The organism is Zobellia sp. OII3 (genome assembly GCF_002211465.1).
Classification (GTDB): Bacteria; Bacteroidota; Bacteroidia; order Flavobacteriales; family Flavobacteriaceae; genus Zobellia; species Zobellia galactanivorans.
On sequence record NZ_MWRZ01000001.1, the window covers coordinates 1181792 to 1196829 of the forward strand.

The window sequence follows — 15038 nt, forward strand, 5'->3', positions numbered from 1 at the left end:
CCGTTTATATTGTGTGGTAAATTTCTATAAAAAACTGTAGCGATTGATTTGTAGTGTGTTATTTTCACGTTGGCAAAGGAATTATGTTTAAACTTTAGTTTGAAAAAATGACATGCGGATAGATTTTGTAATTAGCAACTTAGGGAGTGATGGGGCACAAAGGGTTGTAGCTACATTGGCAAATTATTTTTCTGAAAAAGGGCATAAAATTCGAATAATTACCTTCAGGGAAGGGGATAGATATCAATTGAATCCCTCTGTGGAACGGGTAAGATTGCACGATGCTCTTATGATTTTTGACTCTAATTTGGTTCGTGCAGTATGGCATTTAAGCAATTTCTACAGAAAAAAGTCTAATAGACCTGATATTATTAGCTCGCATATTCACACTATGGGTTTGGTCACTATACCCATTTCTCGGTTATATGGAATCAAATTAGTGGTTTCGGAACACAATAATTACCAAGCTACTAAAGTCTCTTTGAAAAAAAGGATTCTCTGGGATTTCTTATATAGGTTTTCTGATACCGTTACGATTCTTACCTCTTTTGATAAAGCGTTTTTCGAAAAGAGAAACAAAAATGTGATTGTCATGCCCAACCCTTTATCGTTCGAGCCGAATTTAGGATTAGAGGACAGGGGCGATAAGACCATAGTTGTAGCTGGTAATCTTGACCGATTTCACCATAAGGGTTTTGACAATTTGATGCATATAGTGGCCGGTGTTGTAAAGGAACATGGGGATTGGCAATTTAAAATTGTTGGGGACGGAGCAAAAGGCTTGCCTATTCTTCGGGCTAAAGCAGAAGAATTAGGGGTTGCGGAAGCGATTGAATTTGCAGGGTACAGATCTGATATAAAAGAGATTTTGCAGACATCCGAAATCTTTATGTTGTGCTCGAGATATGAAGGGTTACCCATGGTTTTGATGGAAGCCGCTTCCCAAGGGATTGCCTGTATTGCATACGATTGTATTTCCGGTCCTTCGGAGATAATTCAAGACGGAAGATCGGGGATATTGGTCAATAATCAAGATGTAGATGATATGGTTCGGAAAACGAACATTCTAATCGAGAATAGGGCTTTGAGAAAAGAATTGGGCCAAAATGCTATAAAAGATGTAGAGAAATTCTCGATAGATAAAATTGGTCAGAAATGGCAAGATATTTTTAATCGGCTCGTTCCTAGTTCGTTCCAGGATTAATCTCGATTTTTAAAACCCGGGTATAGACATAGCTGAAAAATAAGATGAGCATGGGGGCCATGATTACAAAGTTTCTTGCCCTACCGTCTAAAAGTATGATGCCTCCTGCATAGATAAGACTAAAAACCATTAGCGCTTGAATAGCAAACGGAAAGTTTTTTCGGGCAGCAAAAAATGGGTATAAGCTTAGCATCCAAAGAAATATTAAAAAGATATTCGGAAGCATAAAACCATATGTATTGAGGTTTTGCGACCTATATGAGAAGGGGTAGTGCAAGGTAAAGCGCCCCACATTGGCCACTGTGTTTTTTAAATATTTGAGAGGGTGGGCTTTCATGTTTTCAATTGCGGCGGCTTTAAAGGCGCTATCTCGTTCGATATGGCTCATTGGTTCTATCGACAGGTAAAAGTCCCTGTGGTTCTTTGATAGCTCACTTAAATCGCGATAAACCTTGGACGAAGGTTTGTAGTTGGGGTCTTGTCCGTTGAGCACATCTTCTTCGGAGAACCAGTTTCCCAATTCGTTTTCAAATGGGGTAGATCGATGATATAGAATTTCACCTCCGCCAGTGCCCACATACAGCATCTTTCCTGTTAGGGCATAAGCATAAAACAAGTAAGGGGTTATGAACAAAAAGCCGCCACAAAGGACCAGGATTGATTTTTTGATTTCATGGTTTCGCTTCCATACGGAAAGGATCCCCAAAATAAAAAAGCTTGCTAAAATAACTTGTAGGTATATGATTTTGGTTAAGACCAAAAAACCAAGGTAGACAGAAGCTATGGCTATCTGTTTCCAGTCATATTGCTTTGTAAGGCATACTTTACAATAGTGATAGGCCAGGCCGCAAAAAGTAAAATAAGCTAAGGGTTCCGAATAGAGTAAGGGAACATATCTTATAATGGGGGGATAAAGCCCCAACATATATACAAAGACAAGACTAAAACGGCTTTTTGTAAAAAGATCAATGGTTTTTTTGAAATAAACGAGGGCCAAAAAAAGCAATACCGCATTTGCAAGTTTGGCGGTCATAAAGCCCATATCCAACGCCACGAAGGGGGCAAGTATCATGGGGTAGCCTGGTCCGTTTCTAAAGCTAGGGTTGTCTGCGTTCTCATAAAACCCTTGGCTTATATTCAATGCATAATGGTAATGTCTGCTTTCGTCACCGAAAAAATCGTTTGACGAGAATATGAGAACAACAGCTATATAAACTACTAACAGGGGTAATAGTCGAATTATATTCTGGGGTATCAATGGTTTGTGCATATGAACAAAACTCTAGTTTCCTTTTGTTTTTCTTAGAATGGCCGAATTTAAATGAAAAAGTTCATCAAAATACCTTTTCTTTTGTAACGATATAAAGCCAAGCCCTAATAATTGTATGGAAATAATCATGGTAGTGCCTCCAACGATGAATGAGTAAGGCCGTTGTCTAAAGACTTCCGATACGGCCAAAGAAAAACGGTTTTCAAAACCTTGTGTCATTTCGGCCGTCATAGGGTATACATTATAGGTATTGATAAAGATCCAGATGATAATATATAGCGATAATATAAAAATCGTCAAGCCTAAAACCCAAAAAAACATGTACGGCCTGAACATAAAGCTATTGGCCAATCCATTGAATATGCCCATGACAATACGCAGACTCGATGTGCGTACCTTGCCCATTTTTTTTTGCTCAGACCAATCAAGGTGGGCGGGTATTTCAACCACACGTGCGCGTAAGATATAGGCCTTAAGGATGATTTCGGAGTTGATGTCAAAGGTGCTCGATTTGGTATTCAAAGACCGTATAAAATTCCCCTGATATGCTCTTACCATACCGGTAAAGGTGTAGATATTCAGTCGCGATGCTTTGCGCATCATAAAGTTTACCGTTTTGCTGAGCAAAAGTCTTAATAAGGGTACATCGGTGTTTTTACCGCCTTTCATATAGGGCGATGCGATTACCATATCCGCTTGGGTAGTCTCTATCTCAGACAAGAGCTTTCCAATATGGTCAGGAGAATAGCTGAGGTCGATATCCAACACTATAACATAATCGCCTTTACTGTGTTGAAACCCTGTTCTTAAAGCCGTGCCTAGGTTTCTATTCACAATGTGGTGATAGGCCCTTAAATTGCTTATCGATTCGGCCAATGAATCGGCTATGGTCTTGGTTTTATCCGTGCTTCCATCATTGATGATTAGAACTTCCCACAGGTATGAATTATCAAGTGTTTGCAAATAATCGTATAGAAGGGATACGTTTTTTTCTAATATGGCTTCTTCATTAAATGCGGGCAAGATAATAGAAACAAGGGGTTTTTCTTTACCGTTCTTGCTGATTGTCTGTGTCATTTAGGTCGTTTGGTTTTGATAAGCGTTTCGGTTGCACGGTGCTGTAGGTAATCTTGTGTTGGCCGTACGGTTTAAACGGCTAAACGACAAATTGTACCCTGATAAATAGGTTTTTCGAAACACAAAACTGGTGTCAACTACTTCAAAATTATTAAAATTAAAGACTATCTCGGCATGAAGGGCGTTAAAGCGGGCACTAGTATCGACCAATCTGCCTGAGTATGGTATTAACGTAATAAAAATAGTCGCTTTATGTGGTGTTTTTGTTTTCTAGAATCAGTTTTTGGGTACGGTCACATTTTTTAGATTACCCTTGGCAAGTATACTCTCTACATGGCCGTTCATGTCGGTCAAAGTAAAATGCGTCCCTAGTTTTTTCATCACTTTTTTGAAAATGAGCACTTTTCTGTCACTGGAAATGTTCATTCCTGGAAAAAAGGCCAAACTGCTAATCTGGTCCCCTCCGATCAAATCGAGAGGATGTAACAAAAAGCTAGGTTGGGTCTTGGTAATCTTACATAAGAAAATGGCTATGTTTAGGTACAGCATCATCAAATTGCTAGAGATGTTGCTAATGTAAAGAAGATAACTAAGGTGAAAAGGTATTCTAAATACAGGCATTGTCGTCACCGGTAATTCTAATAGCTGCTGATTTTTTTTAGTTTTCCAGAGGTAGGGTTTTAACTTTTTGAATCCATCTGAGAATTTTCCGAAGATTTCCTTTCGATCTTCCTTTTCTTCTTTTGAAAGATTACTGGTGCTAAAATAGTACAGTCTGGCCAAGGGCCCGATGACCGTCGGCAGGGTAGAGGCGTCATAAACGTACCCTTTGTCGGCGAGTACTTCGAGCAGGGTGGGGCTCCAACTAAACCCTGGCCCCCTGAAGCCTGTGGGGGCTTTTCCGGTAACCTTTTCGATGATATTGTGGGCCTTGTCTATTTCGGCGGTCATTTCTTCTCTAGAGTAGAGGTGAAGCCATGTTTCGTGTACAAAAGAATGGTTTCCTATGTCATGACCAGCCTCTGCAATATCCCGTAGGTATTTGTGATTTCTCTCAAAAGTCGCATCTTGACCAACGATGAAAAAAGTGATTTTCAAGTTTAGCTCATCCAAAACTTTCAGAACATGGGGCACAAAAATATCTAGGTAAGAAGGGTAGCTTTCCCAGCCCTCTTCACCATGAATCTTCATGTAAGACCATTGGTTGTCCATGTCAAGGGAAAGACTCAAATAGGGTTTACTCATAGTTATTGGGCTATGCTTTTTTCAGGATATGACTCTATATCGGTTTTGAAACTCTTCATGAATTTTTCTACGTGTGTAACTACCGAATTGTTGTTTACCGACTCGCTCACAAATTGCGAAGTGTTAAGAACATAAAAATCGGGATGGGGTGTGTTTACTTTTGGAACGATTTCAGAGTAATTTAGTACCTGCATGGGTTGCACCTTAAATGCCCGGTGTACGTGAGATGAAATCATATCGGCCTCGTCAAATTCTGGGTAAAGGTATTTAACGCCCTTTAGAAAGTCTGCGGTAATTTCTTCATCCGATTTTGACCAAAGCTCATTGTCTTGACCAACATATTTTGGAAAATACGTAATGTGTTGGTTGGCGGTTTCCTCTAAATCTACAAGGGAACTCATGCCGATTACGCCTGTAAAAGGGGTGTCATTGTCTCCTATATTTAGCACGTAGAACGGGGTAATCGGTTTTTTTGTGACCAAGATAAGACAGACCACGCCGAGGTAATCTATAGGTTTGTTACTTTTCGAGATGTTATAGAGTTCAGGAGCGGTTACCTTTTCCATTACGTTTAACGGGGAGGTAAATACTACTTTGTCAAAATGTTCGGTAGCGCCGTTGTAGCTTATGTTCATTCCTCCACTAGGATCAGGGGATATATTTTCCACTTTGCTGTCTAAAAGCAAATCTGAACCTTTCTGTTTTAGATTTTCTTCGAGACGGTCAAAAATGGTCTTGTATCCACCGTTAACGTAAGCCATATGCTCTTTTTTGGAAGCAGAACTACGAGCCTTGAACAATCTCTTGATGTAAGTCCAGATAAAGACAGCCGAAACCTTTTTGTGATTCTCTCCTAATTTGGCGTGCAACATGGGGCCCCAGAATTTGTCATAGGTCTTTTTGCCGCCAAGTTTAATAAGCCAATCAGTTACATGAATCTTTTCAAGTGACTTCCAATCGTCGGTTCTGGAACCTTTTAGTATGGTGTATCCTAGCCTCATTTTATCAATTGGGCCAAGAAGCGGAAATAACAAAAATTCAAGCGAACTACTTACGGAGTGGAATTTTTTGTTCTCGTAAAACCCCGTAAGCGATCGTCGCCATTGTATTTGTTCCTCTAACCCGATTTCGGTAAGAAAGTCGATTAGATCGGTGTCTGTAGGTGTAATGGCGTGGTAAAACTTATCCCAAGTGAAATCCCCATAGTTGTGATATGTAGAGAGACCGCCAGGTAAAGAGTCGCGTTCTATTACTTTAACAGTGGCATTAGTGGTGGTTGAAATCTTATGGGCTAAAACAAGACCCATAAAACCTCCCCCTACTATAGCTATTTTCATAAAAATTATACTTTTTGTAAAGAAACGTTTTTTTGCCAATCAAATGTGATGCGTAGGCCCTCCTCTAAAGAAGTCTGCGCCTTGATGCCCAATATTTTTTCGGCTTTTGTAGTGTCGGGCACGCGACGCATAACATCTTGGTATTTACGACCTGCCGATATTTCGTTATACGGAATCAATTTAATTTCAGGTGTTCTTGGTTCATTCGATATGCGCTTTAGCATATTGGCCAGTTCAATAATGGTGATTTCCTGATCGGCCCCAATGTTGAAGATTTCACCGTTGGCTTCCGGCTTCATGGTAGCGGCATAAATTCCCGCTACGGTGTCGTCAACGAAGGTAAAGGTTCTGGTCTGCATTCCGTCCCCATGAATAGGGATTTCCTTGTTCTTCAATATACAGTCAATGAAGACTGATTGTGGACCGCCCCACCAAGATAGGTTTTGGTTGGGACCGTAAGAACCGAAAAATCGCAAGATCACGACTGGAAAGTCATAATCTTCCATATAGGCCAAGGCTAAATGTTCGTCAAAAAGCTTTGAAACGGCATAGGCCCATCGCGGTACTTTTGAGTCACCTATAAGACAGTTGCCGTCTTCCTTGAACGGGATATCCGGACTCATGCCGTATACATCTGAAGTTGAGGCCAAAACAAATTTACATTTGAGTTTTCTGGCCAGTTCGAGCATGTTTTCGCTGCCCTTGGTGTTGATCTTTAAAGTATCGACCGCATTGCCGTATCGTGGTATTTTAAAAGCGGCCAAGTGAACGATAACATCAAAGTCGTCGTCTAAATTGTCAATTAAGGTTTTGTCTAGTACATCGCCTTTTATAAAATGGAAATTTTGATGGTCAAGGCTTTTTTCAATATTGTCGAGTGTACCCATCGATAAATTATCGATACCTACAACTTGATGTCCTTGGCTCAAACATTTTATTAAAAAGTTAGAGCCTAGAAAACCGGCAACACCGGTAACGAGAATTTTCTTTTTCTCTATAATCATATGGTTAGGTTTGTTTTGAAGGAAAAAAGGTATATGGTTTAGGGTGTGCAAGATACCCCAATAAAACAGGTTTGTAAAATGGGTTTTCCGTGTTTGGTGGATAAAAAGAGACCTAATATCGAAAATTTATGGGCAGATTTTATTTCGAACGCTTTTTTCCGAAAAACCGGCCCAGTAAGTTGATTGTTTTCAAGAGTGTGAAATGCACCGAAACCATCGGGTAAAAAGTAAGGATAAGTTCAAAAGACCGTTGCCTGTTCTTGGTCATGGTATGTAGGACGGGAGCTAATCGATGAAAGTCCATGTAGGATAGATTTGAAAAATGTTAGTGATACACTTATACCCGATTTCTTTACGTATTTTTGAAGGAACCGTTAACTACTATTAAATTTGAAAATGGACAGAACATATAAAGATATACAGCAAATAACGCTGGCCGTAGATTGTATCATATTCGGTTTTAATGACAATAGATTGGAGGTGCTACTGGTGCACAGGGGATTCGAGCCCGAAAAGGATAGATGGTCCCTAATGGGCGGTTTTGTGGGGAATCATGAAGATTTAGACGATGCGGCCAATCGAATCTTAAAAGACTTGTCCGGTCTTGAGGATGTTTATATGGAGCAGGTAAGAACCTTCGGAAAGGCCAAACGTGATCCCTATGAGCGCGTAGTGTCGACTACCTACAGCGCATTGATATTAAAGGAGAAATACAACAGAGAACTGATAGAGGAGTATCGGGCCAAATGGTTTCCGATAGACGAGCTCCCCGATCTTATTTTTGATCATAAGGAAATGGTAGAGTCCGCTATTCGACGGCTTCAAAGACGGGTGCGAACCTTTCCCATAGTGTTTAATCTGCTTCCGGAGAAGTTCACCCTGCCACAGTTGCAAAAGTTGTACGAAGGTATTTTTCAGGAGGAAATGGACAAGCGCAACTTCCGGAAAAAACTGGCGACAATGGATTTTCTCGTAAAACTGAACGAAAAGGATATGTCGGAGTCAAAAAAAGGGGCATTTTTATACCGTTTTGACGAAAAAAAATACGCTAAATCAAAAAACTTTACAATTTAGACAATAAGTGTTTTTGAAACACTTGTAAAAAGTCCTATATTAGTCTCTTTTTCAAGGGTGGTTTTTACTTGGTCTGCCTAAATTTTAAAGATAATATGAATGAAGTCATCAACCACCTATAGCCTCGGCTTAGATTTTGGTTCGGATTCGGTCCGGGCCCTATTGGTCAATACGCAAACGGGCGAAGAGCTTGCTACTGCCGTACATTACTATAAACGATGGAAGGAGGGCCAATACTGTAATCCTTCTGAAAACCGTTTTCGCCAGCACCCCTTGGATTATATCGAAGGTATAGAGGCTACGGTCAGGTCCGTGGTGGCCCAAGTGGGCCCGGAAATCTCCGCTCAGATCGTCAGTATAGGCGTAGATACTACGGGAAGTACACCTGTAGCGGTCGATGCGACCGGAACACCCTTGGCCCTTTTGGAAGGTTTTCAAGAGAATCCCAACGCCATGTTCGTACTGTGGAAAGACCATACGGGCATTCAAGAAGCCCAGGAAATCAACGAACTGTGCTCGAAATGGGATGTCGATTATTCACAATATGAAGGCGGCATCTATTCCTCCGAATGGTTCTGGAGCAAGATATTACATGTGTCTAGAGCCGATGCCGAGGTACACAAGGCCGCCTATTCTTGGGTGGAGCATTGTGACTGGGTACCGTTTTTGTTGACCGGGGGCGACGATGTGCGACAAATGAAACGCAGTAGATGCGCCGCAGGGCACAAGGCCCTTTGGCATGAAAGCTATAACGGATTGCCGCCCAATGCGTTTTTTGTGGCCCTTGACCCGCTTTTAGATGGACTTAGGGAACGTCTGTTCGATAAAACCTACACTTCCGATGTTTCGGTCGGTAACTTGAGCGCTGCATGGGCCGAACGGTTAGGGCTTTCCGAAAACCTTACGGTTTCCGTAGGGGCCTTCGATGCCCATATGGGGGCGGTAGGGGCCAAGATCGAACCTTACTATTTGACCAAGATCATGGGGACTTCCACTTGTGATGTCTTGGTGGCACCCGTAGAAGGTGAGGAGAAACTGGTCAAGGGAATATGCGGACAGGTAGATGGTTCCGTAATCCCCCAAATGCTAGGGCTCGAAGCGGGGCAATCGGCTTTCGGTGATATCTATGCGTGGTACCAAAGGGTACTGGCATGGCCCATTGAGGAATTGATCTCAAAGTCTGGCTTGATCGACGAGGCTACCAAAAGAAAATTGATAGAGGAGGCCCTTGGCAACCTCATTCCTGAGTTGAGCAATGCCGCAAGCAAGGAGCCCATAGGTGCATCGGGTGAATTGGCATTGGATTGGATGAACGGAAGAAGGACGCCCGATGCCAATCAGAACTTAAAAGGGGTCATTGCCGGGATTAACCTAGGCAGTACCTCGCCAAAAATATTTCGGGCATTGGTCGAGGCTTCGTGTTTCGGGGCCAAAAAGATAGTGGACCGCTTCCTGTCGGAAGGTATCCCCATTAAAGGGGTTATCGCCTTGGGCGGGGTGGCCAAAAAATCCCCCTTTATTATGCAAATGATGGCCGACGTGCTTAACATGCCCATCAAAGTGGTCGCTTCCGAGCAGGCTTGTGCCTTGGGAGCCGCGATTTTCGGCGCCGTAGCGGCAGAGGTCTATGACACTGTCCCCGAAGCCATGGAGCGCATGGGAAGTGCCTTTGAGGTCGTGTACGAACCGAACCGGGCCAATGTGGGGGCTTATGCCGAGGTGTATGAAAGATACGGTCGGCTGTGCGATACCATGGAAAAACATATCATGAACCAAATCAAGAACAATGGGTAAGTATACATCGTTAAAAGAAGAGGCCTATGCGGCCAATATGCAATTGCCCGAATTGGGGCTGGTACTCTTTACCTTTGGCAATGCGAGTGCCGTTGATAGGGATAAGGGCGTGTTCGCCATAAAGCCTAGTGGTGTACCCTACGCCGAACTAACGGTCGAGGATATGGTCATTTGCGATTTTGATGCCAAGATCGTGGAGGGTAAAATGCGACCTTCCTCCGATACCAAGACCCACGCCGTTCTTTACAAGGAATGGGATAAAATTGGGGGGGTGGTTCATACACATTCCACTTATGGGACCGCTTGGGCACAGGCCCTGCGTGATATTCCTATTTTTGGGACGACCCATGCCGACCATTTAATTTCAGATATTCCTTGTGCGCCACCCATGAAAGACGAGTATATTGCAGGTGATTATGAACATATGACGGGCTATCAGATTATCGATTGCCTAAAGGAAAGGGGTCTCGACTATAACGAGATCGGTATGATACTGGTAGGGAGCCATGCCCCGTTTACCTGGGGTGCGACCGTAGCCAAGGCGGTTTATAATAGTGCCGTATGTGAGGAAGTGGCCAAAATGGCCCATTTGACCTTGCAGATAAATCCGAACGCGTCCCCTTTGAAGGAGGCCTTGAAAAAGAAGCATTTTGAGCGTAAACACGGTAAGGATGCCTATTACGGACAAGGCTGTTGATTTTTAACTGACAAATTTGAATATATGGGAATTGCATCATTTATCGGCTTTACGCTTCTCGTGGCCATCATAGCGTACCTGGCTACCCGAAAAACCGACGAAACCTCTTCCGATGGTTATTTTTTGGGAGGTCGTAGCCTTACCGGACCGGTTATTGCCGGCTCATTGCTCTTGACCAATCTATCGACCGAGCAGATCGTAGGTATGAACGGTATCGCCTATAGCGAGGGTATCCTTATCATGGCCTATGAAGTCTTGGCGGCCATAGCTATGGTATTTACGGCCTTGGTATTGTTGCCCAGATACTTAAAGGGAGGTATTGCCACGATTCCCCAATTTCTTGAAAAGCGATATGGGAAATCGACAAAGACCTTGGTGTCCCTTCTCTTTTTAGGGGGATATGCCATTTCCATGCTGCCTACCGTACTCTATTCTGGTGCCTTGGCCATCAATACAATGTTCGATTTGCCCGAAGCTATGGGCTTGGGAGAAGAGGGGGCCTTATGGGTCACCGTTTGGGGCATCGGCATCATCGGAAGTATCTATGCCATTTTTGGGGGACTGAAAGCGGTTGCGGTGTCTGATTCCATTAATGCCATTGGTTTGATCATCGGTGGATCGCTCATCCCCATATTCGGATTGTTGTACGTGGGTGATGGAAGCCTGACTGCCGGTATGGACGTCTTGACGACCAATTTCCCTGAAAAGTTCGATATCTTAGGGGGACCTGATTCTTCGGTGCCTTTCTGGACCCTCTTTACAGGTATGGTTATCGTCAACTTCTATTATTGGGGTACGAACCAGGCCATTATTCAACGTGCCCTTGGGGCCAAGAACTTAAGGGAAGGGCAAATAGGCTTAAGCCTTGCTGCCTTTGTAAAAATATTGGGGCCTTTTATTGTGGTACTGCCGGGTATTATCGCCTATCAAATCTTTAATGGCGAACTGGTCAATGCCGATCAGGCCTATCCGATGGTAGTCAAAAAAGTATTGCCAACGGCCTTTATCGGTTTTTTTGCGGCCGTCCTTTTCGGGGCCATATTGAGTTCGTTCAACAGTGCGCTTAATAGTTCGGTCACCTTGTTCGGACTTGACTTCTATAAGGAGTATATCAATAAAGATGCTACGGAGAAACAGGTGGTAAAGGCGGGTAAGATCTTCGGGATGTTCCTTGCCATTATATCTATGATTATCGCACCCTTGTTGTTCGGTGTCGAAGGGGGCATATTCAATTACCTCCAAGAATTGAACGGATCCTACAGTGTGCCGATCTTGGCCATTATCCTAGTGGGCTACCTGACCAAAAAGGTTCCGGGTATCGCTGCGAACATCGGTATCGTTTTCGCGGTGGTTACCTATTTGGTCACGCTTTATATCGTTAAACCCGACATTAGTTTTTTACACGTTATGGGTATCTTGTTCGTTTTGGTAGTGCTCTTGATGTTCGTTATCGGTAAGTTCTGGCCGAGGGAGACCGAGTATGTGCAAGTATATACGGAACAGGTGGATATTACCCCATGGAAATTTGCCAAGCCCGTGGGCTTTGTGATATGTGCCATGGTTATTGGGTTATATGTGTATTTTTCCTAGGAAGGAATTTGACTTAAGAAAGGATGATTGATTTAGGCAATAATGAAGTTTGGTTCGTAACCGGAAGCCAGCATCTTTACGGACCGGAAACCTTGGCTCAAGTAGCGGAACATTCGCGTGATATCGCCAAGTATTACGACGCGGGCAAGGCCATACCTCTAAAGGTCGTTTTTAAGCCGGTGGTAAAGACCCCAGGGGAAATAAGTGCTTTGTGCAAGGAGGCGAACAATACCGATGCCTGCGTCGGATTGATCATGTGGATGCATACCTTTTCGCCTGCTAAAATGTGGATTGCGGGACTACAGGCCCTTCAGAAACCTTTTTTGCACCTCCATACCCAGTATAACCGCGATATTCCGTGGAATGCCATAGATATGGATTTTATGAACCTGAACCAATCGGCCCACGGAGGGCGTGAATTTGGCTTCCTGGCCTCTAGGATGCGCTTGAACCGAAAGGTGGTGGTCGGGCATTGGCAAAATGAGGGCGTACTGCAAAAAGTGGCGAATTGGTGCCGTGTAGTCTCTGCCGTTGCCGATTCTAAAAAGATGAAGGTGGCCCGTTTCGGCGACAATATGCGACAGGTAGCGGTAACCGAAGGGAACAAGGTTTCCGCCCAGATGAAATTTGGTTATGAAGTAAACGGTTACGGTGTAGGTGATTTGGTCAAGTATATCGATGGGGTTTCCGAAAGGGAAATTGACACTTTGATACAGGAATACAGGGATACCTATACCATGGCGGCCCAAATACAGTCCGATGGAAGTATGCACAGTTCTTTAAGGGATGCCGCCCGTATAGAATTGGGTATGCGCGCCTTTTTAGGGGAAGGTGGGTATACGGCCTTTACCGATACTTTTGAAGATCTGCACGGAATGAAACAGTTGCCGGGCATCGCCACCCAAAGGCTAATGGCCAGTGGTTACGGTTTCGGTGGCGAGGGCGATTGGAAGACCGCTGCATTGGTGCGCACCATGAAGGTTATGGGCGCTGGCCTCGAAGGGGGTAACAGCTTTATGGAAGACTATACCTATCACTTCGATCCTAAAAATACAACGGTACTCGGCTCCCATATGTTGGAGATATGTCCGTCGATTGCCAAGGGCGATATTTCCTGTGAAATACACCCGTTGGGAATAGGGGGCAAGGAAGATCCCGTTCGCCTGGTCTTTAATGCCGGGGCGGGTAGGGCCTTGAACGCTTCTATCGTTGATATGGGGAACCGCTTTCGAATGTTGGTCAATTCGGTTGAAGCTGTCGAAATCAAGAACGATATGCCTAAACTTCCGGTGGCGCGGGTACTATGGGAGGCCAAACCCGACTTACAGACCGCTGCGGCCGCATGGATTTACGGCGGAGGGGCACACCATACCTGCTATAGCCAGAACGTTTCCGCTGAATCGCTGGAAGATTTTGCCGAAATCATGGATATCGAGTTTTTATTGATTGATGAAAAAACGGACCTCTATCGCTTTAAACAAGAACTGCGTTGGAACGATGCTGCTTATGGCGTAAAAGGTATCTAGACCGAACCTTATTCGAGTTCAAGTGCCTTTACATGTAGAATTTTGGAACTCAGTTCCATACGGTCTATACCGCTTACTTCCATAAAAACCTCAAAAAAACGGGGTATTTCCCCTAAATCGGCTTTCATTCGGGCTTCTAAGCGTTGGATCAAAACCGGATTGGTGAAGTTTTTCAAGCTTTGTGATGCCCCTGTATCCCACAAACCTGTAAAAATGTATATGGTATTGTTGTTGGGGCCGGGTGCTTTAATAATGATGGCATAATCCTTATGGTAGGTTTCGGCATCTCCGCTAGGCTTATATGTGGTGTCCGATGCTTTCTGTGAAAAAGTATCCTCGATCGGATTGTAGCTTATGCTGGTTTTTTTGATATAGTCTTTAAAAATACCCAAGGTTTTTGTCATTCCTACCACCATAAAATCATTCTCTGGAAGCTCTTTGGGGCTAAAGCGTAAAATGGTCCGTACGTTGAAATCTTTGTTTTTCGCATTGAGTACCTTACTGACGTCTTTTACCCATTCGATACTGTTCCGTATTAAAAAACTGTATTCCATGGGTTCGTAAACAAAACCTGGGGCCTTAAATTGTGGCTGAGCATTGTAGAGCTGGCCTTCCGAATTGATGAGGGGGCTTCGGATAACTTTTTCTTTATGGATGGTAGTGTCTATCTCACGATAGATAAAAAGGTCGCCCAAGGCTAGTATCATCGGGTTTTTAGATTCAAAGATAGCTTGCCATATACGCGATTCGTCAAAAGGATCTACCTGTCGGTTTTCGCTCCATAATAACCAGTTTCCAATAAAAGATAGAGCCAGTAGGGAGCCAAGAAGAATCAGTAGTGGTTTTTTAGAGAGGAATTCTTTAGCGGCTTTAGGTTCTTTCTTTCTGTGCTCGAACTCTACCTTATAGCTTCCTTTGGGGATGCGGAGAAGGATAGGGTCTTGCAATCCTTCCTTCTGATAATAAACTTTTAGCTTTTTCCGAAGGTTATAAATATATACTCGGATCAGTGTGCTCTGTGAAGGGTCGAATTCCTTTTTGGCGAAGATCTCTGTGGCAATGGTCGTTTCTTTTGGCACATCGTTTTCGAGGGTACATTCTACCAAGTACCGCAACAAATTGGCATAGGTTGTAGAGCTGCCGAACGACTTGCTCGAAATTATCTTGTTAACGTAATTGCCGTAATCCTTAGCGTTCATCACTTCAAAGAAGGAATTTTT

Annotated in this window: 12 protein-coding genes; 6 read left to right on the forward strand and 6 right to left on the reverse strand. The window is 43.5% G+C overall.

Annotated elements, in window-relative coordinates:
• Positions 1–112: 112 nt before the first annotated feature.
• Complete coding sequence (locus tag B4Q04_RS04935) at positions 113–1204, forward strand: glycosyltransferase family 4 protein (RefSeq protein WP_088696144.1); 1092 nt, start codon at positions 113–115, stop codon at positions 1202–1204.
• Here the strand turns inward: B4Q04_RS04935 and B4Q04_RS04940 are convergent.
• The 5 genes from B4Q04_RS04940 to B4Q04_RS04965 all read right to left on the reverse strand — a co-directional run bounded on the left by B4Q04_RS04940 (position 1185) and on the right by B4Q04_RS04965 (position 7137).
• Complete coding sequence (locus tag B4Q04_RS04940; RefSeq protein WP_123772333.1) at positions 1185–2474, reverse strand: hypothetical protein; 1290 nt, start codon at positions 2472–2474, stop codon at positions 1185–1187. The genes B4Q04_RS04935 and B4Q04_RS04940 overlap by 20 nt on opposite strands.
• A gap of 12 nt (positions 2475–2486) precedes the next feature.
• The gene (locus B4Q04_RS04945) at positions 2487–3551 is read right to left on the reverse strand and encodes a glycosyltransferase family 2 protein (protein WP_088696146.1); all 1065 of its coding nucleotides are present in this window, start codon (positions 3549–3551) and stop codon (positions 2487–2489) included.
• A gap of 276 nt (positions 3552–3827) precedes the next feature.
• Complete coding sequence (locus B4Q04_RS04955) at positions 3828–4796, reverse strand: polysaccharide deacetylase family protein (protein ID WP_088696148.1); 969 nt, start codon at positions 4794–4796, stop codon at positions 3828–3830.
• Between the two features lie 2 nt (positions 4797–4798).
• Positions 4799–6133, reverse strand: coding sequence for an NAD(P)/FAD-dependent oxidoreductase (locus B4Q04_RS04960; RefSeq protein WP_088696387.1), 1335 nt, complete (start codon positions 6131–6133; stop codon positions 4799–4801).
• 5 nt (positions 6134–6138) lie between these two features.
• Entirely contained in the window at positions 6139–7137 is a 999-nt protein-coding gene (locus B4Q04_RS04965; RefSeq protein ID WP_088696388.1) for an NAD-dependent epimerase/dehydratase family protein, read from the reverse strand.
• Between the two features lie 396 nt (positions 7138–7533).
• On the opposite strand from B4Q04_RS04965, the gene B4Q04_RS04970 reads away from it, so the two are divergent.
• The 5 genes from B4Q04_RS04970 to araA all read left to right on the forward strand — a co-directional run bounded on the left by B4Q04_RS04970 (position 7534) and on the right by araA (position 13818).
• A complete protein-coding gene (locus tag B4Q04_RS04970) occupies positions 7534–8211 on the forward strand; it encodes an NUDIX hydrolase (RefSeq protein ID WP_013993356.1) in 678 nt (225 codons plus the stop codon).
• Positions 8212–8310: 99 nt separating this feature from the next.
• Positions 8311–10005 carry a ribulokinase gene (locus B4Q04_RS04975; protein ID WP_013993357.1) on the forward strand — a complete coding sequence of 565 codons (1695 nt, stop codon included), beginning with the start codon at positions 8311–8313 and terminating at the stop codon, positions 10003–10005.
• The gene (locus B4Q04_RS04980) at positions 9998–10702 is read left to right on the forward strand and encodes an L-ribulose-5-phosphate 4-epimerase (RefSeq protein ID WP_088696149.1); all 705 of its coding nucleotides are present in this window, start codon (positions 9998–10000) and stop codon (positions 10700–10702) included. The genes B4Q04_RS04975 and B4Q04_RS04980 overlap by 8 nt, the downstream gene beginning before the upstream one ends.
• Before the next feature lie 24 nt (positions 10703–10726).
• On the forward strand, positions 10727–12292 hold the full coding sequence (locus tag B4Q04_RS04985; RefSeq protein WP_013993359.1) for a solute:sodium symporter family transporter: 1566 nt from the start codon (positions 10727–10729) through the stop codon (positions 12290–12292).
• A 23-nt stretch (positions 12293–12315) separates the two neighbouring features.
• A complete protein-coding gene (gene araA, locus B4Q04_RS04990; RefSeq protein WP_088696150.1) occupies positions 12316–13818 on the forward strand; it encodes an L-arabinose isomerase in 1503 nt (500 codons plus the stop codon).
• Between the two features lie 8 nt (positions 13819–13826).
• Here araA and B4Q04_RS04995 read toward each other — a convergent pair whose 3' ends face one another.
• Entirely contained in the window at positions 13827–15020 is a 1194-nt protein-coding gene (locus tag B4Q04_RS04995) for a hypothetical protein (RefSeq protein WP_123772334.1), read from the reverse strand.
• Positions 15021–15038 lie beyond the last annotated feature (18 nt).

Bases quoted from the DNA above. Each gene is read 5' to 3' on its own strand.
- B4Q04_RS04975 (WP_013993357.1), top strand. From the start codon at position 8,311: ATGAAGTCATCAACCACCTATAGCCTCGGCTTAGATTTTGGTTCGGAT.
- B4Q04_RS04965 (WP_088696388.1), bottom strand. From the start codon at position 7,137: ATGATTATAGAGAAAAAGAAAATTCTCGTTACCGGTGTTGCCGGTTTT.
- B4Q04_RS04935 (WP_088696144.1), top strand. From the start codon at position 113: ATGCGGATAGATTTTGTAATTAGCAACTTAGGGAGTGATGGGGCACAA.
- B4Q04_RS04940 (WP_123772333.1), bottom strand. From the start codon at position 2,474: ATGCACAAACCATTGATACCCCAGAATATAATTCGACTATTACCCCTG.
- B4Q04_RS04945 (WP_088696146.1), bottom strand. From the start codon at position 3,551: ATGACACAGACAATCAGCAAGAACGGTAAAGAAAAACCCCTTGTTTCT.
- B4Q04_RS04980 (WP_088696149.1), top strand. From the start codon at position 9,998: ATGGGTAAGTATACATCGTTAAAAGAAGAGGCCTATGCGGCCAATATG.
- B4Q04_RS04985 (WP_013993359.1), top strand. From the start codon at position 10,727: ATGGGAATTGCATCATTTATCGGCTTTACGCTTCTCGTGGCCATCATA.
- araA (WP_088696150.1), top strand. From the start codon at position 12,316: ATGATTGATTTAGGCAATAATGAAGTTTGGTTCGTAACCGGAAGCCAG.
- B4Q04_RS04970 (WP_013993356.1), top strand. From the start codon at position 7,534: ATGGACAGAACATATAAAGATATACAGCAAATAACGCTGGCCGTAGAT.
- B4Q04_RS04960 (WP_088696387.1), bottom strand. From the start codon at position 6,133: ATGAAAATAGCTATAGTAGGGGGAGGTTTTATGGGTCTTGTTTTAGCC.
- B4Q04_RS04955 (WP_088696148.1), bottom strand. From the start codon at position 4,796: ATGAGTAAACCCTATTTGAGTCTTTCCCTTGACATGGACAACCAATGG.